Origin of the sequence: Pseudoduganella sp. S-14 (assembly GCF_049913285.1) — a bacterium.
Lineage (GTDB): Bacteria > Pseudomonadota > Gammaproteobacteria > Burkholderiales > Burkholderiaceae_D > Rugamonas.
On record NZ_CP183991.1, the window covers coordinates 5326306 to 5347595 of the forward strand.

Annotated in this window: 21 protein-coding genes; 15 read left to right on the top strand and 6 right to left on the bottom strand. The window is 63.9% G+C overall.

The annotated features are described in order from the left end of the window. Nucleotides 1-9: 9 nt before the first annotated feature. Together ACN9MZ_RS24570 and ACN9MZ_RS24575 are read left to right on the top strand one after the other, a co-directional pair. Complete coding sequence (locus tag ACN9MZ_RS24570) at nucleotides 10-246, top strand: hypothetical protein (RefSeq protein WP_426339460.1); 237 nt, start codon at nucleotides 10-12, stop codon at nucleotides 244-246. After that, the gene (locus ACN9MZ_RS24575) at nucleotides 227-853 is read left to right on the top strand and encodes a CPBP family intramembrane glutamic endopeptidase (RefSeq protein WP_426339461.1); all 627 of its coding nucleotides are present in this window, start codon (nucleotides 227-229) and stop codon (nucleotides 851-853) included. Before ACN9MZ_RS24570 ends, ACN9MZ_RS24575 begins: the two co-directional genes overlap by 20 nt. Here the strand turns inward: ACN9MZ_RS24575 and ACN9MZ_RS24580 are convergent. From ACN9MZ_RS24580 to ACN9MZ_RS24590, 3 genes are all read right to left on the bottom strand, one after another. Further along, the gene (locus ACN9MZ_RS24580) at nucleotides 841-3156 is read right to left on the bottom strand and encodes a CHASE domain-containing protein (RefSeq protein WP_426339462.1); all 2316 of its coding nucleotides are present in this window, start codon (nucleotides 3154-3156) and stop codon (nucleotides 841-843) included. The genes ACN9MZ_RS24575 and ACN9MZ_RS24580 overlap by 13 nt on opposite strands. Nucleotides 3157-3233: 77 nt before the next feature. After that, on the bottom strand, nucleotides 3234-4301 hold the full coding sequence (locus ACN9MZ_RS24585; RefSeq protein WP_426339463.1) for an HD-GYP domain-containing protein: 1068 nt from the start codon (nucleotides 4299-4301) through the stop codon (nucleotides 3234-3236). A 40-nt stretch (nucleotides 4302-4341) separates the two neighbouring features. Next, nucleotides 4342-4653, bottom strand: coding sequence for a hypothetical protein (locus ACN9MZ_RS24590; RefSeq protein WP_426164285.1), 312 nt, complete (start codon nucleotides 4651-4653; stop codon nucleotides 4342-4344). A 123-nt stretch (nucleotides 4654-4776) separates the two neighbouring features. Here ACN9MZ_RS24590 and ACN9MZ_RS24595 point away from each other — a divergent pair, with 123 nt between their 5' ends. From ACN9MZ_RS24595 to ACN9MZ_RS24650, 12 genes are all read left to right on the top strand, one after another. Further along, complete coding sequence (locus tag ACN9MZ_RS24595) at nucleotides 4777-5232, top strand: MarR family winged helix-turn-helix transcriptional regulator (RefSeq protein ID WP_426339464.1); 456 nt, start codon at nucleotides 4777-4779, stop codon at nucleotides 5230-5232. 94 nt (nucleotides 5233-5326) lie between these two features. Further along, complete coding sequence (locus tag ACN9MZ_RS24600) at nucleotides 5327-6325, top strand: alpha/beta hydrolase fold domain-containing protein (RefSeq protein ID WP_426339465.1); 999 nt, start codon at nucleotides 5327-5329, stop codon at nucleotides 6323-6325. 106 nt (nucleotides 6326-6431) lie between these two features. Beyond that, nucleotides 6432-8807: a M1 family aminopeptidase gene (locus ACN9MZ_RS24605; protein ID WP_426339466.1), complete on the top strand. Its 2376-nt coding sequence runs from the start codon at nucleotides 6432-6434 to the stop codon at nucleotides 8805-8807. Next, entirely contained in the window at nucleotides 8804-9292 is a 489-nt protein-coding gene (locus tag ACN9MZ_RS24610) for a DUF6702 family protein (RefSeq protein WP_426339467.1), read from the top strand. Before ACN9MZ_RS24605 ends, ACN9MZ_RS24610 begins: the two co-directional genes overlap by 4 nt. Continuing rightward, nucleotides 9273-11291: a TonB-dependent receptor gene (locus ACN9MZ_RS24615; protein WP_426339468.1), complete on the top strand. Its 2019-nt coding sequence runs from the start codon at nucleotides 9273-9275 to the stop codon at nucleotides 11289-11291. Before ACN9MZ_RS24610 ends, ACN9MZ_RS24615 begins: the two co-directional genes overlap by 20 nt. 14 nt (nucleotides 11292-11305) lie before the next feature. Next, nucleotides 11306-12019 (top strand): 2OG-Fe dioxygenase family protein, encoded by a 714-nt coding sequence (locus ACN9MZ_RS24620; RefSeq protein WP_426339469.1) that lies wholly within the window; start codon nucleotides 11306-11308, stop codon nucleotides 12017-12019. A gap of 42 nt (nucleotides 12020-12061) precedes the next feature. Beyond that, a complete protein-coding gene (locus ACN9MZ_RS24625) occupies nucleotides 12062-13423 on the top strand; it encodes a hybrid sensor histidine kinase/response regulator (protein WP_426339470.1) in 1362 nt (453 codons plus the stop codon). Next, the gene (locus ACN9MZ_RS24630) at nucleotides 13405-14217 is read left to right on the top strand and encodes a response regulator (protein WP_426339471.1); all 813 of its coding nucleotides are present in this window, start codon (nucleotides 13405-13407) and stop codon (nucleotides 14215-14217) included. Before ACN9MZ_RS24625 ends, ACN9MZ_RS24630 begins: the two co-directional genes overlap by 19 nt. A 73-nt stretch (nucleotides 14218-14290) precedes the next feature. After that, entirely contained in the window at nucleotides 14291-15178 is an 888-nt protein-coding gene (locus ACN9MZ_RS24635) for a DUF6662 family protein (protein ID WP_426339472.1), read from the top strand. A gap of 11 nt (nucleotides 15179-15189) precedes the next feature. After that, nucleotides 15190-15729 carry an FMN-binding protein gene (locus ACN9MZ_RS24640; protein ID WP_426339473.1) on the top strand — a complete coding sequence of 180 codons (540 nt, stop codon included), beginning with the start codon at nucleotides 15190-15192 and terminating at the stop codon, nucleotides 15727-15729. After that, nucleotides 15729-16520, top strand: coding sequence for an FAD:protein FMN transferase (locus ACN9MZ_RS24645; RefSeq protein WP_426339474.1), 792 nt, complete (start codon nucleotides 15729-15731; stop codon nucleotides 16518-16520). Before ACN9MZ_RS24640 ends, ACN9MZ_RS24645 begins: the two co-directional genes overlap by 1 nt. Then, on the top strand, nucleotides 16517-16966 hold the full coding sequence (locus ACN9MZ_RS24650) for a hypothetical protein (RefSeq protein ID WP_426339475.1): 450 nt from the start codon (nucleotides 16517-16519) through the stop codon (nucleotides 16964-16966). The genes ACN9MZ_RS24645 and ACN9MZ_RS24650 overlap by 4 nt, the downstream gene beginning before the upstream one ends. Nucleotides 16967-17038: 72 nt before the next feature. Here the strand turns inward: ACN9MZ_RS24650 and ACN9MZ_RS24655 are convergent, their stop codons facing one another. After that, a complete protein-coding gene (locus tag ACN9MZ_RS24655; RefSeq protein ID WP_426339476.1) occupies nucleotides 17039-17986 on the bottom strand; it encodes a LysR family transcriptional regulator in 948 nt (315 codons plus the stop codon). 97 nt (nucleotides 17987-18083) lie between these two features. On the opposite strand from ACN9MZ_RS24655, the gene ACN9MZ_RS24660 reads away from it, so the two are divergent. Beyond that, nucleotides 18084-18617 (top strand): ester cyclase, encoded by a 534-nt coding sequence (locus tag ACN9MZ_RS24660; RefSeq protein WP_426339477.1) that lies wholly within the window; start codon nucleotides 18084-18086, stop codon nucleotides 18615-18617. On the opposite strand, the gene ACN9MZ_RS24665 is transcribed toward ACN9MZ_RS24660, so the two are convergent. Together ACN9MZ_RS24665 and ACN9MZ_RS24670 are read right to left on the bottom strand one after the other, a co-directional pair. Continuing rightward, complete coding sequence (locus tag ACN9MZ_RS24665) at nucleotides 18614-19861, bottom strand: DUF1501 domain-containing protein (RefSeq protein WP_426339478.1); 1248 nt, start codon at nucleotides 19859-19861, stop codon at nucleotides 18614-18616. The genes ACN9MZ_RS24660 and ACN9MZ_RS24665 overlap by 4 nt on opposite strands. A gap of 11 nt (nucleotides 19862-19872) precedes the next feature. Then, nucleotides 19873-21234: a DUF1800 domain-containing protein gene (locus ACN9MZ_RS24670; protein ID WP_426339479.1), complete on the bottom strand. Its 1362-nt coding sequence runs from the start codon at nucleotides 21232-21234 to the stop codon at nucleotides 19873-19875. Nucleotides 21235-21290 lie beyond the last annotated feature (56 nt).

A 21290-nucleotide genomic window follows, 5' to 3' on the forward strand; every position in this document is an offset into this window, starting at 1 on the left:
GGAATGACGATGCCTGCCAAAAGCGTTGATGGCTACGAAATTGAGTACACCGGTGAACTGCTTGAAGGAACGAAGCAATGGGGCGCCTACGTCTCCATCTTCGCCCCTTCCGCGAACCCGATGCACATGACCCATATCTGTCCAAAGCGCCGCGTTTCGGCGGACCTGACCTTTTTGGACCAGCATGCCGCCGAGGCCGAAGCGGAGCGTGCTGCATTGAAAATCCTTGAAGACTTGCGCCCCTGACTTCATGCCGCAGAATCCAGACACCAAATACACGCTCGGCCGGCAGCTTCGCACCTGCGCCATCCTGTCGGCAATTGCTATCGCCATCATCACGCTGCTGCACGACAAGCCCTATTTATCCAGGCTGCTGGGCAGCCTGCCGCTGCTGCAGCAAGCTGGCATCGGCGTGGCGGTCGGCCTGCTGTATTGGATCGCCAGCGTCATCGGGTTCAAGTTTGCTGCAGGACGCAAGACCAACAGGTCCACCGCCGAGAGCTACAGCCGCCTGGACTTGAGCGGCTGGAATCCGCTCTGGATTGCAGTGGCTGCAGGTTTTGGGGAGGAGCTGCTGTTCCGCGGCGCGTTGCAGCCCTTGCTTGGCATATGGCTCACGTCCGCCATCTTCGTGCTCGCGCACACCAAGGCTTACAAATTCAACCAGCTGAATGGCCGGGTGCTGATGCAGGCAGCAAGCATCTTCGTTGTGAGCATTTTGTTCGGCTTCATTGCGCAGCATGCCGGGCTACTGGCCGCGATGATCATTCATGCAGCCATTGATATCGCCGGGCTGTTTGCCATTCGCCGCATGGCGGCGCAAGCACCGGCCTTGCCTGACTACTGCGCGTGAAGCAGGTCGGTTTCCGCCAGTTCCTCCCTCGCGGGAACCTGGCGCGGCAAGGTCATGATCACGGTCGTGCCTTTTCCAAGCTCGGATTCTACGTGGATGGTGCCGCGCAAGACGCCGGTAACGAGGTTGTAGACGATGTTCATGCCGAGCCCTGACCCGCCCTGCCCCATCTTGGTGGTGAAGAAGGGATCGTACACCTGGCGCAGCGTGCGTGCACTCATGCCATTGCCGTCATCGGCAAAGCGCAGTTCGACATTATCCTCGTCCATCTCAACGGCGCTGATGGTGATATGCCCGGCCTCCCGTCCCTCGAAGCCATGCATGATGGCGTTCTGGATCAGGTTGCTCAGCACCTGGCCTACGCTGCCGGGGTAGGACATGAAGTTGAGCGTCTCCGGCATCCACACCTTCACTTCGCAGTTGGCACGGCGCAGCTGGGCGGAATAAGTCGCCAGCGTGTCGTGCACCACGCCATGCAGGTTGAACGAACGCCGTTTGTCGGAGGTCTGGTCGACCGCCACCTGCTTGAAGGAGTGGATCAGGTCAGCCGCCCGCGTCAGGGAGTTGGTGATGATCGAGCACGCCATGCGCGCATCCTTCAGATGCGTATCGAGGGCCGAGCGCTTGATGCCGCCCTCGGAGAGCTGGCGCTCAAACTCCTTGCACATATCGCTCAAGGCCGTCGCGGTCAGCAGGCTGTTGCCGATCGGCGTATTCAGTTCGTGCGCAATGCCTGCTACCAGCGCGCCCAGCGATGCCATTTTCTCGGACGTGATCAGGTTGGCCTGCGCCTGTTTCAACGTCAGCAGCACGGCCGACAGATCCTTGTGCGCCATTTCCACGTTAGACTTTTGCAGCGCCAGTTCATTCAGGCTGCGCTCCAGGCCATGCTTGGTGTCGACCAGCGCTGCCTCGGCCTGCTTGCGCTCCGTGATATCGATAATGACCCAGACGCATCCTTTGCGCGGCTCATTCTCGTCCAGCATGCGTCCGTTCACCATGCACCACAGGCGCCGGCCGCTGGAGCTGGTCAGCTCCAGCTCGAAGTGCATCGGCGTGCCATCGGCCACGCAGGCAAAGGGATCGCTCAGCCCGCCCGTCAGCATATTGCAGGAACGGCCCGCCAGCTGGCCCGGCTGGTAACCCATCATCTCTTCCAGCCCGCGGTTGCAGCGCACGATCAGGCCGTTGGCGAACAAGCCGATGCCGACAATGGCGCTATCCTGCAGCGCACGCAATTCGTCGGCCGTGACGCGCAGCTTTTGCGCCAGCGCGCGGCGCCGCTGCAATGTCATGATCTGCGCGCCGATCAGGGCGCTGATGATAAAGCCGGCCAGGCCGATCACCGTGATCAGCCTCAAGTCGCGGCTATAACGCTCGCTCGCATGGCCTTCGAATTTCATGATCCAGCGCCGCTCGCCGACATCGAGCGGGATGCTGCTGGTCAGGCCAGGCAGCGCCGGCATGCGCTCGCCCGAACCAAGCTTGCCAAAGCTGTTGAACATCAGGTTGTCGACCGTGGCCGGCATCTTGCCGCCGTCGTTGATGTAGCCCGCATCGTTGATGCTGACATAAAGGTGCTGCAGCATCGGACTGTCGATCGTTTCCGACATCAGGTCGTTGACACGGAAAACGATGGCGACAAAGCCCACCAGCGCTGCGTCGCGCTCCTGCTCCGTCAACAGCGAGGCGCCACGGCGGTAGATCGGTGCGCGCGCAACGAAGCCGGGCTGGCCGCTGGCGTCCTGCACCAGGGTGATGCGTTCGGTGGCCACCACGCGGCCGGTGGCCTTGCCCAGCTGCAGGGCCTTGTAATGCGGGGGCAGTGCGGCCAGGTCGAGGCCGAAGGCGTTTTCATTGCCCCGCATCGGCTCGTTGTATTCGATCAGGAAGTGCTCCTGCCGCACCGAAGCCGGATGCACCTTGTAGTCGGGATAGCCGCCGCTTTGCAGGCTGTCATCAGCACGAATGCGTGCCGCATAGGCATCCAGTTGGCTGGATGGCACGCGCCGCACGAACTGGATGGCCTGGAAGCCGGGATAGCGGCGCTTGAGGTCCAGCTCGCGCACATAGCGGCTGAATTCCACGCGCGAGACATCATCCTTCACCGCGAACACGCCCTTAATGCTAAGCAGCATGTCGAAGTAGGTTTGCAAGCGAAGCTGGGTGTCGCGCGCAATTTTTTGCGTGTCGCGCTGGAAGGCTTCATTGGTCTGGCGGTCCTGCACATTCATCACGAACATGCAGACCCACACGGTAACGCAAATACCGACAATAAAGGCCAGGTATCCGTGTATGCGCATGCTTGCTCCGACGGGACTATGGAGACGACTATAGCATAGTGAAATCCCTCATGCGCCAGGGAAACGGTCAGCCGTTGTTACCCTGTCGCATCCTGGTAGCGCAGCGCAATTTCCCTGACCTGTTCCTCGGCGGCCAGCAGCGCATCGACCACATCCGGGTCGAATTGCTCGCCGCTGCCCTGGCGGATCAGTTCGATGGCAGTCTCGTGGGTAAAGGCCGGACGGTACACGCGTTCGGACACCAGCGCATCATACACATCGGCCACCGCGACCAGGCGCGCCGCTACCGGAATCGCATCGCCAGCCAGGCCTTGCGGATAGCCGGAGCCATCGTAGCGCTCCTGGTGGCTGTAAGTGATCTCGCGCGCGAAGCGCAGGAAGGCGTTGGAGAAGCCCAGCTCGCGCTCCACCCCGGCGATGGCATCGCGGCCATGAACCGTGTGCAGCTTCATGATCTCGAATTCTTCCGGCGTCAGGCGGCCCGGCTTGAGCAGGATCGCATCGGGAATGCGCACCTTGCCGATATCGTGCAGCGGGGCTGCCTTGAACAGCAGCGGGATATGGGCTTCCACCAGTTCATCGGCAAACCGCGGGTTGCCCTGCAACTGGCGCGCCAGCGCCAGCACGATGTGCTGGATGCGGCGCAGGTGCGAAGGGTCTTCCTCGTCGCGCCATTCGGCCAGGCTGGCGATGGCCCAGGCAGCGGCATCGGCGATCTGGCCCAGTTCATTGAGCCGGTTGCGCTGGTGCTGCACCTTGGCGCGCGCCTCGCGCAACTGCAGGTGGGTGGCGATGCGCGCACGCAGCAGCTCCGGCACCAGCGGGCGCGCCACCACGTCGGAAGCCCCTTCGGCCAGGGCGCTTTGCTCCAGGTCCGGCTGGCCGCGCTCGATCATGGCGATCAGCGGGATGCCGGCGGTGTCAGGATTGCCGCGCAGGCGTTGGCAAACCGCAAAGCCATCGCGCACCACATCGACCAGGATCAGGTCGGGGCGCGGCAACAGCTCCGCCGAGGCAAGCGCGTTGTCGCCATCCTCGACCAGGCGCACGGCATACCTGTCTTCCAGCAGGTGGCTGAGCTGTTGCAGGTGGTCGGCCGATCCGTCAACGATCAGCAGCAGCGGCTTGGTCTTTGGCTTCTTCATTGCGGCATGATACCGCACGGGAACATCACGCAGGGAATGTTCAGTCGGCGAGGGCCGGCGAGCCATCGGGCAGGAAAGCGCCGAAACAACGGGTGCATTCGATGCAGAACAGGTGCGCCACCCGCACGTTCTTCTGGCGCAGGACCAGTTGCAGGTGGCCCTCTTCGCAAATCGGGCAGGTCTCGCGCATGGTGCCGCAGGCCAGCACGTCATCGGCCAGGTAGTTTTCGTCGTAGCGCACACCATCAACGACGCGCTGCGGGTCCAGTTCAACCAGGAAAAGCACGGGTTCCGGGCCTCGCTGGTCGGGCACTGGGTAGGCGCCTGAATGATAGTGATTCATTTGATTCATTGTCATCCCCTTTGCCCAGCGCAGGTTACGGGCACTTTAACGATAGTCAAAGATCCCTCATCAGGCAAGGTCAACGGAAAAATTTGCTTGCAATTAGATCGTGCACTATCTATACTGCCGGACATGGATACGAAATCATTTGACCTCGAGCAGGTTCCCAAGCTGGACCAGCAACTGTGCTTCGCCTTGTACTCGACTTCCCTGGCGATGAACAAGCTGTACCGCAAGCTGCTGCGCAAGCTGGGCCTCACCTACTCGCAATACCTGGTGATGATGGTGTTGTGGGAACAGGACGAGCAAACGGTATCGGCTCTGGGTGACCGCCTGTTTCTCGACTCGGCCACGCTGACGCCGCTGCTCAAGCGCATGGAGCAGGCCGAACTGATCACCCGCACCCGCTGCCCGCAAGACGAGCGCCAGGTGATCATTGCCCTCACTGCGCATGGCAGCGAGCTGCGCAACGAGGGTGCCAAGCTGCCGGCTTGCGTGCTGGGCGCCAGCGGCTGCGACCTGGAGCAAGTGATTCGTTTGCAGCGCGAGCTGTCGGTCCTGCGCACCAGCCTGATGAACAATGCGTAACAGACAGATGCCCACCTTGGTGTCGCGAGTGTGGGCATTTTTTAAAACCAATTAAGTAGTGCACTATTTGATCGTCAACTAAAGGAAATTTGCCATGAAAACCGTTATCGCCGCTTCCGCCCTCACCCTCCTCGCCGGTGCCGCCATCGCCGCCAGCCAGCCGGGCGTTGAACCGCAAACCGCGCAATTCCTGAAAGCGCTGGAAGGTGGCAAGCCGCTGGAATCGCTAAGCCCTGCCGATGCACGCCAGGTACTGGTCGGCGCCCAGCAAGGCGCCAGATTGCCTGCCGCCGACGTGTCCGACAAGGTGATCGATGTCGATGGCGAAAAGATCAAGCTGCACATCGTGCGCCCGGCCGGCGCCAAGGGCACCCTGCCGGTCTTCATGTTCTTCCACGGCGGCGGCTGGGTCCTGGGCGACTTCCCCACCCACGAACGGTTGGTGCGCGACCTGGTAGTACACTCCGGCGCCGCGGCCGTCTTCGTTGACTACACCCCTTCGCCGGAAGCCGGCTATGGCGTGGCAATCCAGCAAGCCTATGGCGCCACCAAATGGGTCGCGAAAAATGGCAAGGAAATCAATGTCGACGGCACCCGCCTCGCCGTGGCCGGCAATAGCGTCGGCGGCAATATGGCAGCGGTAGTGGCGCTGATGGCGAAAGACCAGGGCCAGCCGAAACTGCGCGCCCAGGTCCTGTTGTGGCCGGTCACCGATGCCGATTTCGACAACGCCTCCTACAAGCAGTTCGCCGAGGGCCACTTCCTGACCCGCAATGCAATGAAATGGTTCTGGGACAATTACACCACCGACCTGGCCAAACGCAAGGAAATCTACGCCGCGCCCTTGCAGGCCACGACCGAGCAATTGAAAGGCCTGCCGCCAACGCTGATCCAGACCGCCGAATTCGACGTCTTGCGCGACGAAGGCGAAGCGTATGGCAAAAAGCTCGCTGCCGCCGGTGTCGAAACCGCCACAGTCCGCTACAACGGCATGATCCACGACTTCGGCCTGCTGAACGTGCTGAGCAACGTCCCCGGCACCAAAGCCGCGATGCGCCAGGCCGGCGAAGAACTGAAATACCGCTTGAAGTAAAAGATGAAACCACAGATGTTTCAGGTTTTTTACAAATAAACGAAGTGTCGCAGGACAAAGCTCTCTAGAATAGCCCGGCATTTATGACAACAAGCTTGGGGATTCGATGAAACGCTTTCAATTCGGTCTTGCCGCACTTTGCCTGACGGCGACGGCCTTCGCTGCCGAACCATTCGATGACAAGTTCCGTCAGCTCGATGAGCTGCTGCCTTCGGCCAACCAGTACCGCACCGCTTCCGGCGCTCCCGGCCATGCCTACTGGCAGCAGCGCGCGGACTACACGATCCGTGCCACCCTGGATGAGGCCAACCGCGCCATTACGGGCAGCGGCCAGGTCACTTACCACAACAATTCACCGGATACCCTGCACTATCTGTGGCTCCAGCTTGACCAGAATATCTATAAGCCGGATTCCGATGCCCGCATGAGCATGACCGCGCCTTCGCGCGAGGCCTGGGGCCGGGCAAAGAGCGATGAAGAAGGCATGAAGTATGAAGGCCTGCGCAATATCCTGGCCGGCCGCGATTTCGATGGCGGTTTCAAGATCGGTTCCGTCAAGGGTTCCGGCGGTGCGCCGCTGAAGACCACCATCAACCGCACCATGATGCGCATCGAGTTGCAGCAGCCGCTGAAGCCGGGCGAGAAGTTCAGCTTCTCCATCGACTGGACCTACAAGATCAATGAGCAGAAAGTCCTTGGCGGCCGCTCCGGCTACGAGTACTTCGCAGAGGACAAGAACGCCCTGTTCGAAATCGCGCAGTGGTTCCCGCGCATGGCCGCCTACTATGACGTGTACGGCTGGCAGCACAAGCAGTTCCTGGGCTCCGGCGAATTCACGCTGGAGTTCGGCGACTACGACGTGCAGATCACCGTGCCGGCCGACCATATCGTGGCTTCCACCGGCGAATTGCAGAATCCCGGCGAGGTTCTGACTGCGGCCCAGCGCGACCGCCTGGCAAAAGCCCGCACCAGCAAGACCCCGGTCGTCATCGTGACCCAGGCCGAAGCCGAACAGGCCGAGAAGAACCAGGCCAAGGGAACCAAGACCTGGCACTTCAAAGCGAAGAACGTGCGCGATTTCGCCTGGGCTTCGTCGCGCAAGTTCATCTGGGATGCACAGGGCTACAAGAAGGATGGCAGCAACCTGATGGCCATGTCCTATTATCCGAAGGAAGGCAATCCGCTGTGGGAGAAGTATTCGACCGCCGCCATCATCCACACCATCGAACAGTACAACAAGTACAGCCTGGATTACCCGTACCCGACCGCGATTTCCGTCAATGGCCCGGTGGGCGGCATGGAGTATCCGATGATCTCCTTCAACGGCCCGCGTCCGGTGAAGGACAAGAAGACCGGCGAGATCACCTATACCAAGCGCGCCAAGTATGGCCTGATCGGCGTGGTGATCCACGAGGTTGGCCACAACTACTTCCCGATGATCGTCAACAGCGACGAGCGCCAGTGGACCTGGATGGATGAAGGCCTGAACACCTTCGTCCAGTCGCTGGCCCAGGAAGCGTGGGAAGACAACTATCCGGCCGGCCGCGGCGACCCGCGCTTCATCGTCGACTACATGCGCTCGAAAAACCAGGTGCCGATCATGACCAACTCGGAGTCGCTGCTCCAGTTCGGCAACAACGCCTACGCCAAGCCCGCCGCTGCCCTGAACATCCTGCGCGAGACGGTGCTGGGCCGCGAGCTGTTCGACTACGCCTTCCGCGAATACGCGCGCCGCTGGAAGTTCAAGCGCCCGACCCCGGCCGACTTCTTCCGCACCATGGAAGACGCGTCGGGCACCGACCTTGACTGGTTCTGGCGCGGCTGGTTCTACACCACCGATGCAGTGGACGTGTCGATCGACGGCATCAGCGAGTACGGCGTAAGCACGAAGAATCCGGAAACCGAAAAGGCCTGGAAGAAGGCGCAGCACGATGCGGAGCCGGTCTCCATCATCGACCAGCGCAACAAGGGCATGCCGCGCAAGGTGGACGAGCAGCCGGCGCTGAAGGATTTCTACAACGAGCACGACGACTACACCGTCACCAACGCCGACCGCAACAAGTACGCAGAGCAGGCCAAAGACCTGGAACAATGGGAAAAGGACCTGCTGGCCCAGGGCAAGCACCTGTACCTGGTGGACTTCTCGAACCTCGGTGGCCTGGTGACCCCGTTGATCCTGCAGCTCGAGCTGAAGTCGGGCAAGAAGACCATCGAGCGTATTCCCGCCGAAGTATGGCGTTATTCACCGAAGAAGATCACCAAGGTCATCGTAACCGACGAGCCGCTGGTGTCGCTGGTGCATGACCCGTACTGGGAGACCGCCGATATCGACCAGTCGAACAATGCCTGGCCGCGCAAGGTGACGCCTTCCCGCCTGGAGCTGTTCAAGTCGCATCAGCCGGAAAACATGATGAAGGACTTCAACACGCCGCTGAAGAAGCAGGATGCCGAAGGCGACAAGGAAGGCGCCAAAAAGGAATGATGCGTTTCAAGGCCATCCTCGCGGCGGCGCTGCTCTGGTGCAGCGCCGCGGCCCAAGCCCATAATTTTCACGTGGGTCTGACCGAGATCAGCTTCAACCCACGTACAGGCAGCACGGAAGTGGTTCACACTTACACGGCGCATGATGTGGAGGCGCTGCTGATGAACCTGTACCAGCGCCAGTTCGACCTTGGGTTGGAGGAGGATCAGGCCGTGTTCCGTCGCTACCTTGAAAAGCAGTTCCGCATCAGCGTCAACGGCAAGCCGGCGGCGCTGCAGTGGGTCGGCATGCAAGCCAATGTCGACAGCATCAACGTATTCCAGGAAATTGAAAAGACCGCCTTGCCGCCGGGCGCCGTCCTGCAGAATGGCGTGCTGACGGATTTCCTGCCGCAGCAAGTCAACAACGTCAACATCAGCGGCCCTGGCCGCCCGGCCGCTTCCCTCGTCTTCCACCGCGATCGTCGTGAACAGCCGCTTCCCTGAGCGGCTGCCGGTGCCAGCCCTCGCGCTGGCCTGGCTGCTTGCGCCGGCAGCCGCCCACGCCGACGATCCCTTCATGCAGCGCGTGCTGGTCGAAGGCGCGCGCGCCAGCCAGCTTGGCGTGGCAGATTCGGCCGGCATGGGCAGCGTGTCGCAGCGCCAGCTCGAAACGCGCACCATTTACCGTCCGGGCGAATTGCTGGAGGCAACGCCTGGGCTGGTGGCCAGCCAGCATAGCGGCGAAGGCAAGGCCAACCAGTTCTACCTGCGCGGCTTCAACCTCGATCATGGCACCGACCTGCGCACCACGCTGGACGGCATGCCGGTCAACCAGCGCAGCCATGCGCACGGCCAGGGTTGGACCGACTTGAATTTCATCATTCCCGAACTGGTGGCACGGCTCGACTACAGCAAAGGCCCCTACAACGCCAGCACCGGCGACTTTTCTTCCGCCGGCGCCACGGCGATCAATTACGCGAGCCGCCTGCCGCAGGCCCAGGCCAGCGCCAGCGCGGGCCAGAACGGCTACGGCCGCGCCCTCCTGGCGGGCTCGCGTGAATCCGGCGACCAGGGATCGCTGCTGTACGCAGTAGAAGCCGTGCACAACGACGGCCCATGGGCACGCGGCGACGACTACCGCAAGCTGAACGCAGTGCTGCGCTACAGCGAAGGCTTCGCCAACAACGGCTACACCCTCACCGCCATGGCCTACCGCGGCGCATGGAACGCCACAGACCAGATCCCGCAGCGTGCGGTGGACCGTGGCTTGCTGGGCCGCTTCGACGGGATCGACCTGACGGACGGCGGCCAGGCGCGCCGCTTCAGCCTGTCCGCCGCCTGGGCGCGCAGCGACGACAAGCACAGTACGCGCGCCAACGCCTACATCATCAACAACCGGCTCGAGCTGTTTTCCAACTTCACCTATTTCCTGGACGATCCGGTGCATGGCGACCAGTTCGCCCAGCCAGACCGCCGCGTGACCAGCGGTTTCGACGTGAGCCATAGCTGGCATGAGCATATGGACGATATGGCGTGGAGCACCACGCTGGGCCTGCAGGCGCAGAACGACAATATCTTCAATGCCTTGCAGCATACGCAGGCGCGCCAGGTGCTGGCGACCGTCCGCGCCGACCATATCGTCGAAACCAGCGCCGCGCTCTACCTGCAGCAGCGCCTGCGGGTCACGCCATGGCTGCGCGGCGAAGCCGGCGTGCGGCTGGAGCGCTACCGCTTTGCCGTCGGCCAGGCGCGCGCCGGCGATACGTTGGCGAGCCCGGGCATCAGCCTGGCCTTCGGGCCATGGGAACGCACCGAGTTCTACCTGAACGCCGGCCGCGGCTTCCATAGCAACGATGCGCGCGGGGTGACGCAGGCGCAGGATCCGGCCACGCCCCTGGCCCGTTCGCGCGGCCTCGAATTCGGCCTGCGCTGCGAAGCAGTCAAGGGCCTGCAAACGGCGCTGGCCCTGTATCGCCTGGACTTCGACTCGGAACTGATCTACCTCGGCGACGCCGGCAGCACCGAAGCGGGCCGCCCGAGCCGCCGCCACGGCATCGAGTTCTCCAACTACTACAAGCCGTTCAAATGGCTGTCGCTTGATGCCGACCTGGCGTTTGCGCGCGGCCGCTTCCGCCAGGCGGCGCCGGAGGGCGAGCGCATCCCCGGCGCGGTAGAGGGCGTGGCGCAACTGGCCGCCACGCTCACCCCGCCAGGGCCCTGGTCCGGCTCCCTGCGCCTGCGCTGGTTCGGCCCGCGCCCGCTGGTGGAAGACAACTCCGTCCGCTCGAAGGCCAGCGCCACCGTCAACGGCCGCCTGGCCTACAAGCTGGCCGCACGCGCCACGCTGGAGCTGGAAGGCTTCAACCTCGCCAACCGCCAGGTATCGGCCATTGACTACTTCTACCAATCGCGGCTGGGCGGCGAAGCCGAGGCCCGGGCGGACATCCACTTCCACCCGATCGAGGCGAGATCTTTCCGCCTCAGCCTGAATTACGCATTCTAAGTACAATAAGGGGCATGATGACGCCACTGCCCCAATTGATCCACACCCTGCGCAGCGCCGGCTACGCCCTGCTCAAGCCGGCCGACGTGGCCAGCCTGGCCGGCTGCTCCCTGGATGAACTGAATTCCCTGGTCCCGAGCTGGGATGACCTGGCACCGGACAACTACCTGAAAGACGGCGGCCGCTATCGCCGCCGCCGTCACTCCTGCTTCGTGCAGGATGGCCTTGCCCTGGACCAGACCGCCCACCGCGCCCACTGGCAGCCGGTCGAATACAACGCCCTGCACGGCGGCATGCGCCGCCTGTTCGAACCCATCGCCCCGCAAACGGTGGCCAATCCGGCTTGGGGCAGGCTGCTGGCAGCCATCGGCCAGGCCTGTGCCCAGGTACGTGGCCAGCATCCCTGGTACGTGGAAGCCCACCAGTTCCGCATCGACACTACCGACGGCATCGGCCGCCCGACCCCGGAAGGCGCCCACCGCGATGGCGTCGACTTCGTGGCCGTGCTGCTGGTCGGCCGCCATGGCATCAAGGGCGGCGAAACCCGCGTGTTCGAAGCCGACGGCCCGAACGGCAAGCGCTTTACCATGACCGAGCCATGGACCATGCTGCTGCTCGACGACGCGGCTGTCATCCACGAATCGACCCCGATCCAGCCGCTGGCCGAACATGGCCACCGCGACACCCTGGTCATCACCTATCGTGACGGCGGTTTCCAAGGCGGGTGAAAAAACGGTATAGTCTGAACACCCAACCATTTCGGAGGTGACTTGGACTCCAGCTACGAAATCGCGCCCGATGAGCTGGAAATACTCATCGTGGAGGACAGTCCAACCCAGGCCGAGCGCCTGCGGCGGCTGATCCGGTCCTCGGGCTATCATGCCAGGGTGGCCGCCAACGGCAAGCTGGCACTGGCCGATATTCGCGAACACAAGCCGCACCTGGTACTGTCCGACATCGTCATGCCCGAGATGAACGGCTATGAGCTGTGCCGTGCCGTCAAGGCCGATCCGGCCCTGCGCGATATCCCGGTCATCCTCGTGACCTCGCTGACTGATCCCAAGGACATCATCCGCGGCATCGAATGCGGCGCCGACAACTTCATCCGCAAGCCCTACGCCGAGGACTACCTGCTGAACCGCATCGGCCAGATGCTGGTCAACCAGAAGCTGCGCAAGAATTCCAGCATGGAGGTCGGCATCGCCCTCTACCTGGGCGACCAGAAACACTTCATCAATGCAGAACGCCAGCAGATCCTCGACTTGCTGATTTCGACCTACGAGCAGGCGGTGCAGGTCAACAGCGAGCTGCAGGCGCGCGAGCGGCAGGTGATCGAACTGAACATGCGCCTGGCGCACCATGCCGGCGAGCTGGAAACCATCAACCGCGAGATCGCGCTGAAGAACCTGGAACTGGCCGAGGCCAGCCGCATGAAGTCGGCCTTCATCGCCAATATGTCGCACGAGCTGCGCACGCCGCTGAACGCCATCATCGGCTTTACCGGCGCGCTGCTGATGAAGCTTCCCGGCCCGCTGACCGATGAACAGGACCGCCAGCTCAACACCATCCGTTCCAGTGCACGCCACCTGCTCTCGCTGATCAACGACATCCTGGACGTGGCCAAGATCGAGGCCGGCAAAGTCACCCTGACGGTGGAATCCGTGCACTGCCAGCAGTTGCTGGGCGAAGTGGCCGATACCCTGCGCCCGCTGGCCGCGCAAAAGGGCCTGGAAGTGTTGATCGACATGCCGGAGCAGCCGATCGTGCTGCAGACCGACCGCCGCGCATTGGCGCAAATCATCATCAACCTGGCCAACAACGCCATCAAGTTCACCGAAAAAGGCATGGTCAGGCTGGCATTGGGCCAGCGCAGCGACGAAGAGCAGGCTGTGATCACCGAATTCAGCGTCACCGACAGTGGCAGCGGCATCAAGGAAGAAGACCAGGCCAGGCTGTTCCAGGCCTTTTCCCAGCTCGATAACACCTCGACCCGGCACGCGGAAGGCGCCGGCCTTGGCCTGTACCTGAGCCAGAACCTGGCCAACCTCCTCGGCGGTTCGCTGTTCTTCAGCAGCGACTTTGGCAAAGGCAGCACCTTCACGCTTGCGCTCAAATGTCGGCACGCATCCTGATCATCGAAGACAATCAGGCCAATATGGACCTGATGACGTATTTGCTGCAGGCTTTCGGCCATCGCCCGCTGTGCGCCAGCGACGGTGAAATGGGGGTGGCGCTGGCCACCAGCGAAAAACCGGACCTGATCCTGTGCGACCTGCATCTGCCGAAGCTTGACGGACCGGGCGTGCTGGCGCGGCTGCGCGCCAATCCAGCCACGCAGGCGATTCCGATCCTGGCCGCCAGCGCCCTTCCCGTTACCGACGGCTGCGCAGCGCTGCGCCGCGCCGGATTCTCAGGCTGCCTGCCCAAGTCGATGGAGCCGGATGTGCTGATTCCGGCGCTGGAATCCTTCCTGCCGGCGCACCTGCGCTGCGCCGGCGCGCAGCCGGTGCCGGCACCTGCGGCGTCGGCCGCGCCAGCAGCAGCGGGGGCGCCCTCGGCCACGGCGGCACGGTCCCGCGTGCTGCTGCTCGACGCCGCGCCCGAGAATTCCGGGCTGGTGGCGGCCATCCTGGCACACAGCGGCTACTCCGTCAGCACGGCTGCCAATCCAATGGATGCCGGCGTCCTGCTGGACGGCCACCAATTCGACCTGGTGCTGTGCGAGCTGGGCTTGCTGGAAGCCGGCCGCCTGGCCTTCCTGGGCGATGCGCTGGAAATGGCGCCAGGCCTGCCGGTGCTGCTGATCCGCCCCGATGCCGAAGACGAACTGGGAACGCTGGGCGCCGGACGCAAACGCAGCGTGCTGTCCCACCCGCTCGAGCCGCAACAACTGGTCGGCGCCATCGAAGCCCTGCTGCACAATTAAGGGGTTCCCTCACTTGCAATGCGAATGATTCGCATTTATTATTGCGTATTTTCAACTTCGTTAAACCAGTTCAATGCGCAAACATGTCGTTCTGGCCGCCGGCCTGCTGGCCGCCGCCTTGCCCGCCCTCGCGGATGAAAACCTGTTCGGCTACGTCCGCGGCTCCGAAGTCCTGCCAAAAGGCAGCGGCGAGTTTTACCAATGGGTCACCCAGCGCAACAACAAGGGCAGCGGCCATTACCGCGCGGTCGACACCAAGACCGAAGTGGAATACGGCGTGACCGACCGCTTCCAGGTGTCGGCCGAAGTCAACGGGCTGGCCGTCAAGAGCCAGGGCTTGCTGATCAACGGCTACCTGCCAAAGGACATCGATTCCAACCTGCGCCTGCAAGGCTTTGAAGTCGCAGCCAAATACAACTTCCTCAGCCCGGCCAAGGACGATTTCGGGCTGTCCGCCTACACCTCCTTCGAATACGGCCGACTGGACGTGCATTCGGGCCAGAAGAAACGCGAACTGGAATTCGAAGCGCAGCTGCAGGCGCAGAAGTACTTCCTGGAAGGCCAGCTGACCTGGGTGGGCAACATCGGCCTGCGTGCAGCGCACGAAAAACGCAAGGCCATTGCCGACCTGCCGGAAGACTTCGAATGGCCGACAGATCCGGAGATGGAAATCTCGACCAAGATCGGCACCGGCCTGTCCTACCGTTTCGCACCGGGCTGGTATGCCGGCGTCGAGGCGCTGTTCGAAAACGAGTATGAGACCGAGGTGGGCCAGGAGCGCTGGTCGGTCTTCGGCGGCCCTTCGCTGCACTACGGCGGCAAGCAATGGTGGGCGACGCTGACCGTATTCCGCCAGCTGCGCGGCGGCGGCGAACGTTACGACGGCCAGCCTGCGAAGCAATTGCACCTGATCGAGCGCACCAGGAACGAGCTGCGTTTGAAGGTCGGCTACAACTTCTAAAGGAGCTCGACATGAGTGCACCTCGCTGGAATGCCTTCTTCCTTCCTGTGGCCGTGCTGGCCGGTCCCACGGCCTATGCCACCGACTACCTGACGGTGGCGCAGGCGCAGGAGCAGTTGTTCCCCGGCGCCCAGTTCAGCGAGCAGACCCTGAAGTTCAGCGGTGAGCAGCGCGACCGCATCAAGGCCGCCGCCGGCGTGCGCCAGCGCAGCGACGAAATGAAGCTCTGGCGCGCCGAGAGGAACGGCAAGCTGCAGGGCTGGCTGATGGTCGATGAAGTGATCGGCAAGCACGAGTTCATCACCTACGCCACCGCCATTGGCGCGGATGGCAAGGTACTCGGCATCGAAATCATGAGCTACCGCGAAACGCACGGCGGCCAGGTACGCGAGCCGGCGTGGCGCAAGCAGTTCGTCGGCAAGTCGGTCAGCGATCCGTTCAAGCTGGACCAGGACATCCAGAACATCAGCGGCGCCACCCTGTCGTGCCGCAACGTGATGGATGGCGTCAAGCGGCTGCTGGTCATCCAGCAGATGTTCCTCAAGGCCTGATGGACGTAGTGCGCCGCATGCGCCCTGCATTGGGCACTTTCGTCGAGGCAGGCTGCGCCGGCAGCGCCGGCCTGTCCGCCCTCGACGCGGCCTTCGCCAGCCTGGCACTGGCGCAGGAGCGCTGGAGCTTCCAGGACCCGGTCAGCGAACTGTCGCGCATCAACGGCAGCGACGGCGGCTGGGTCGCCGTGCATGGCGACACGGTGCGCCTGCTGCGCCTTGCACGCGCCCTGATGCTGGCCAGCGGCGGCTACTTCGACTTTACCGTCGGCGGCGCGCAGGTGCGCCGCGGCAGCCTGCCCGACCATGGGGGCTTGCCCGCGCTGGAAAGCGGCTCGGCGCTTGACGTGGAACTGGGCAGGGGAGCTGTCCGCTTGCGGCGGCCGGTGCGCCTGGTGCTGGACGGAATCGCCAAAGGCTATGCCGTCGATGCGGCCTGCCGTGCCATGCGCCGGGCCGGCGCGGCGGCGGGCTGGATCAACGCCGGCGGCGATATCCGCGTCTTCGGCGACGTCGAACTGCCGATTGCCCTGCGCGGCGAAGACGGCGGCGTACGCCCTTACGGCACGCTGCGCAATGCGGCTTTCGCCAGTTCGATGGTGGCCGCCCGGCGCGACGAATCCTTCGGCGCCGACATCATTGGCCCGGCCGGCCTGGCGCCGCAACCAGGCGTCTGGTCGGTGAGCGCGCGCAGCGCGTGGCGCGCCGATGCATTGACGAAGGTGGCTGCCATCGCGCCTGCGAAGGTGCGCGCAGCGCTGCTGGCAAGCCTGGGAGGGCAATTGGCATGAAAGGCTATCCGCACTGGTTCTTGCGCGCGCTGCTCGGCGCAATGCTGATGATGCTGGTCACCGGCCTGCTGCTGGCGCCCGGCACGCTGGTGATGCGCGCCGAAATGGACCTGCCCTGGCGCCTGCCGGGCGAGGCCCGCGTTTACACGGCGATGCTGCACGCGGCCGGCGGCTTCAGCCTGGCGGCGTTTACCGGGTCCTTATGGAGCCTGCACATGCGCGCGGGCTGGCGACGCAGGAAGCACCGCGGCAGCGGCTTGTTCGTGGGCTCTTTGCTGGTGCTGCTGTGCATGAGCGCCGTGGCAGTCTATTACCTGGGCGAGGAGCAAGCGGGCACCATTGCAGCGCTGCTGCACCTGGCCCTGGGCATTGCCCTGCTCGGCCCTTTCGGCTGGCACTGGCTGCGCGGCTACCGTAGCCGGCGGCATCATGGCCCAGCGGTTTAAGCCAGCACCAGCCAACCCAGCGCGAGCAGGCTGAACACCGCGGCGATCATGCCGAGGGTATTCTCCGACCGTTCATCGGCGCTGGTCAATTTCCACAGGAATTTCAGCATTCTTGTCCCCAACCGGGTCCCAACGCCAAGCGGCCGTCAGGCGCACCTGCAAATAATCGAGGAAGAGGCGGACCCGCAGTGGCAGGTTGCGGCCGTGCGGCAGGATCGCCTGCAGCGGCGCGGCCGGCATGTCATAGCTGGGCAACAAGCGCTGTAAACGCCCGGCCAGCAGGTCATCGCCCACATCCCAGATCGATTTTACTACCAAGCCACTACCTTGCAGCGCCAGCATGTGCGCAGCCTGGCCATCATTGGTGAGGAAGGTTGCGGCCACGCGCACGCTGGCGGCATGTTCGCCAGCAAAGCGCCAGTCGACGCGCCGGGCTTCACCGATCACGATGCAGCGATGCCCGGTTAGCTCAGCAGGATTTGCCGGCGTGCCGTGCTGCGCCAGGTAGGAGGGCGCGGCGCACAGCACGCGGAAGTTCGGCGCCAGCCGGCGCACCACGAGGTTGGGATCTTCCACGCTGCCGAAACGGATCGCCATGTCCTGCCCGGTTTCCAGCAGGTTCACTACCGTATCGGTCAGTTCAAGCTGCACCTGCAGGCCGGGGTGCTGGCGCTGGAAGTCGGCAACGATGGGAACGATGTGCTGGCGTCCCAGTTCGGCAGGAGCGCTCAGGCGCAGCACGCCGTCCACTTCTTGCCGGCTGTGCGCGAGCAGGGACTCGGCCTGGCCAACCTCCTCCAGGATGCGCAGGACGCGCGCATGGAACAAGGCACCGTCGGCCGTCAGCGTCTGGCGCCGGGTGCTACGTTGCAGCAGGCGCAGGCCGATGTTCTTCTCCAGCTGCGCCAGGCGTTTGCTCACCACCGATAGCGGCAGTTCAAGTTCACGCGCCGCGGCCGACATGCTGCCCGCCGCAACGATGTGCGCAAAAGCCCGCAGGGCCGGCAAATCATCAAGCATGGGCCGATTCTTCCTGAATTGGAAAATATGTATTCGTCATTGCCGTCTATTTTAGCCACAGCAGGGCGAATACCATGCAATTCTTTCCAAAGGAGATATGATGAAACAGCTGACCACCCTGTTGCTGGCTGCCCTGCCCCTGGCTGGCGCCCACGCGGCCCCCGAAGCGCAACTGGTCCATCCCCGCCAGCAGCTTGTCGACCCTTCGCTGCCGGCGGCGCAGGCCGAAGCCAGCGTGCTTGCTGCCCGCCGCTACGCATCGTTCTGGAACAACGGCGACCAAGCGCTGGCCCGCGCCGCGCTGGCGCCAGGATTCACCGACCGCACCCTGCCGCCTGGCCGCGCCCAAGGATTGCCAGGCCCGCTGGCGGCATCAGCCTTCGTGCGCGCTGCCGTACCCGATATGAGCGCTGAGATCGAGCAACTGATTGTCAGCGGCGACCGCGCCGTCGTGCACCTGCGCTTCCGGGGCCATTTCACCGGCAGTTTCAAGGGCGTGCACGGAAAAGGACAGGCGATCGACTTCATCGCCACCGACATCTACCGCGTCGTTGACGGCCGCATCACCGACAACTGGCACATCGAAGACAACCTCGCCTTCCTGCGCCAGCTCGGCGTGATCGGAGACTAAGCCAGCAACTGCAGGCGCGCAGCGGAAGGCAGACCAGGGAAGGTGCGTACCAGCGCCGCGTCGGGCAGGCGCAGGTGGCGCTCGGCCACGTGCGCCAGCACATGGCGGAAGTCGGTGGTCACAGGCAGGTCGCGGCCCTCGTTCAACTGGGCCTCGGCCAGGCCTTTCCATTCGCCTGCGACCTTGCCGCCCTGAAGCTTGCCGCCCAGCAGCCACATGGCGTTGCCGTGTCCATGGTCGGTGCCGCGGTTGCCGTTTTCGCGCGCGGTGCGGCCGAACTCGGACATCACGACGATCACGGTATCGTCGAACAGCGGGCCAAGGCGCTGCGCCAGCGTCGCCAGCCCCTGCCCCAGCGGCTGCAGGCGATTGGCCAACTGGCCGGCGCCTGCGCCCTGGTTGGCGTGGGTATCCCAGCCGCCCAGCGCCACGAAGGCGAGCTGGATGTTCGGATTGTTGCGCATCAGCGTGGCGAGCCTGCCGGCATCGTCAGGGAAGCCGTTCGGCAGCGGCGCGCCGTTATCGGCCGCCTGCATCTCGGACAGCATGCCGCCGTTGGCAGCGGCCATCACTTCCTCATGTGCCTTGCGCCCGGCCTGGTACACCTTGCCGTAGCGTTCATTGCCGGCGTACAGCGCGTCGAAAGCCTTGGCGATCTGCGGCCGGTCGAGTGGCGTGGAGCGGGTGCCGGCCGCGCCATTGGCGAGGTTGGTGGCCGGCTGTGCGCCCGACAGCACGCGCGGCATGACGGGGCCGATGCTGAGGGCGCGCGTCGGCGTGGTGTCGCCCGGCAGGCTGCCAAGCAGGCGGTTCATCCAGCCATCCTGCGTGCTTTTCACGCCCGGCGTGGCAGACTCCATATAGTCTTGCGCATCGAAGTGGGAACGGCTCGCATCCGGCGAACCGCTGGCGTGCACGAAGGCCAGCTTTTTCTGCTCCCACAGTGGCATCAAGGGCGCCAGTGCCGGATGCAGGCCAAAGTAGCCATCCAGGTTCAGCGCGCCGTCTTCGGCGCCCGGCCTGGCCAGCGCGATATTCGGACGCATGCGCGCATATTCGGGGTCGGCCACCGGCGCCACCACGTTCAGGCCGTCCACCGCGCCGCGCAGCATGACGACGATCAGTTTTTTAGCGCTGGGCGAGCTGCTGCCGGGGGCCAGGGTCGCTGCCCAGGCATGGGGGCCGAGCGGCAGCATCAGGCCGGCGCTGGCGGCAAAGGCGTTCAGGAATTGGCGTCGTTGCATGGCGCGCTCCGTTAGCGTTGCATGAAGTCGGGACTGCCGAGCAGCATGGCGGCGCGCAGGCGTTCATTGCTGTCGGCGACGATGGCGGCAGTCTGTTTCGACACCGACGTGCCTAATGCTTCCTGCACCTTGTCGGCATCGGCGCCGTTGGCAAGTGACAGCGCGTAGCTGATGCGGCGGCCCAGGCCATCCGGGTTGAGCCAGGCGCCTTCCGTGTTCTTGTAGCCATCCGGCGTCTGGCAGCCGTACAGGGGCATGCCGAGCCGGTTCAGGATGCCGACCAGCGGCTTCACTTCGGGCATCGGCATGGCAGCGGCGCGCGAGGCGGATACCACGTACTGGTAGGGCGTCTTGAACTTGGCGCCGGCATATTGCTGGTCCATGAACTCCGGGCTGGAGAACAGGGTGCGCAGCACGGTGCGGATGTCGCCCTTGCTGGCGATCCAGCTTTGCGCCATGCGCTCCACCAGCGCGGGCGGCGGCTGGTCGGCCACGAAGTACTGCGCCAGCTTGCTGCTGACATGGCGCGCGGTCGCGGGGTGCGTCGCCAGCACGTCCAACGCATACTCGCCTTCCGCTTCGCCGCGCACGGTGACCGGCTTGCCCAGCCAGGTCTTGGCGCCGTTATCGTGGCGGCGCGGATCGAAGGCGAACTGGGCGTCGCGCTTGGGGCGGTAGGTCCAGCCGGTCAGCATGCGCGCCAGTTCGGTCACGTCTTTCTGGGTATAGCCGCCGTCCACGCCCAGGGTGTGCAGCTCCATCAGCTCTCGGGCGTAGTTTTCATTCAGGCCGCCGGCCTTCGAGACCCAGTTATCCAGGTAGAACAGCATGGCCGGATGATGGGCCGTGGCGCCGAGCATCTGGCGGAAGGAGCCAAACACGTATGGACGGATCGCATCGCGCTCGTAGCTGGCGACCAGGGCGCGGTCCTGGCCTTTGCCTGAAAATACGTTGAAGTGGTTGTACCAGAAGTCAACCATCACCTCTTCCAGCTGGCGCGGGCTGTCGATGGCGCGCAGCAGGCGGGCTTCGGCTGCTTCGGACGCCATCTGCTGCACTACTTCCCGGCGCTCGCCCTGGTCGCCGCTGCGTGCTTCCTGGAATCGTTCCAGTGCATCGCCCGCGCTCATTTTCAGCGTTTCCAGCCTGTCCAGCCGCTGGGCTAACGCAACAGGCAAGGCCGGCGGGTTGAGTTGCTCATCAATATAAGCCTGCACGCCGGACTGGCGCACCCGCTCGATATCGCCGGGCCGCGGTCCATATGCCAGCCGGTTCAGCACATGGACAGCCGCCTGCTCGCCGGCCAGTGGCGCAGCCCACAGGGCGGCCTGGGGGAGCGCCGCAAGCACGGCGCCGAGTATCCACCTTCGCATGATGTCGTCTCAATACAATGATTCGCAGGACTTTCTTTATACGCTAGCCGCCGGAT

Coding starts and splice junctions, on each gene's coding strand:
- ACN9MZ_RS24570 (WP_426339460.1), top strand. CDS start 10: ATGCCTGCCAAAAGCGTTGATGGCTACGAAATTGAGTACACCGGTGAA.
- ACN9MZ_RS24580 (WP_426339462.1), bottom strand. CDS start 3,156: ATGCGCATACACGGATACCTGGCCTTTATTGTCGGTATTTGCGTTACC.
- ACN9MZ_RS24585 (WP_426339463.1), bottom strand. CDS start 4,301: ATGAAGAAGCCAAAGACCAAGCCGCTGCTGCTGATCGTTGACGGATCG.
- ACN9MZ_RS24590 (WP_426164285.1), bottom strand. CDS start 4,653: ATGAATCAAATGAATCACTATCATTCAGGCGCCTACCCAGTGCCCGAC.
- ACN9MZ_RS24595 (WP_426339464.1), top strand. CDS start 4,777: ATGGATACGAAATCATTTGACCTCGAGCAGGTTCCCAAGCTGGACCAG.
- ACN9MZ_RS24600 (WP_426339465.1), top strand. CDS start 5,327: ATGAAAACCGTTATCGCCGCTTCCGCCCTCACCCTCCTCGCCGGTGCC.
- ACN9MZ_RS24605 (WP_426339466.1), top strand. CDS start 6,432: ATGAAACGCTTTCAATTCGGTCTTGCCGCACTTTGCCTGACGGCGACG.
- ACN9MZ_RS24610 (WP_426339467.1), top strand. CDS start 8,804: ATGATGCGTTTCAAGGCCATCCTCGCGGCGGCGCTGCTCTGGTGCAGC.
- ACN9MZ_RS24620 (WP_426339469.1), top strand. CDS start 11,306: ATGATGACGCCACTGCCCCAATTGATCCACACCCTGCGCAGCGCCGGC.
- ACN9MZ_RS24630 (WP_426339471.1), top strand. CDS start 13,405: ATGTCGGCACGCATCCTGATCATCGAAGACAATCAGGCCAATATGGAC.
- ACN9MZ_RS24635 (WP_426339472.1), top strand. CDS start 14,291: ATGCGCAAACATGTCGTTCTGGCCGCCGGCCTGCTGGCCGCCGCCTTG.
- ACN9MZ_RS24640 (WP_426339473.1), top strand. CDS start 15,190: ATGAGTGCACCTCGCTGGAATGCCTTCTTCCTTCCTGTGGCCGTGCTG.
- ACN9MZ_RS24645 (WP_426339474.1), top strand. CDS start 15,729: ATGGACGTAGTGCGCCGCATGCGCCCTGCATTGGGCACTTTCGTCGAG.
- ACN9MZ_RS24650 (WP_426339475.1), top strand. CDS start 16,517: ATGAAAGGCTATCCGCACTGGTTCTTGCGCGCGCTGCTCGGCGCAATG.
- ACN9MZ_RS24655 (WP_426339476.1), bottom strand. CDS start 17,986: ATGCTTGATGATTTGCCGGCCCTGCGGGCTTTTGCGCACATCGTTGCG.
- ACN9MZ_RS24660 (WP_426339477.1), top strand. CDS start 18,084: ATGATGAAACAGCTGACCACCCTGTTGCTGGCTGCCCTGCCCCTGGCT.
- ACN9MZ_RS24665 (WP_426339478.1), bottom strand. CDS start 19,861: ATGCAACGACGCCAATTCCTGAACGCCTTTGCCGCCAGCGCCGGCCTG.
- ACN9MZ_RS24670 (WP_426339479.1), bottom strand. CDS start 21,234: ATGCGAAGGTGGATACTCGGCGCCGTGCTTGCGGCGCTCCCCCAGGCC.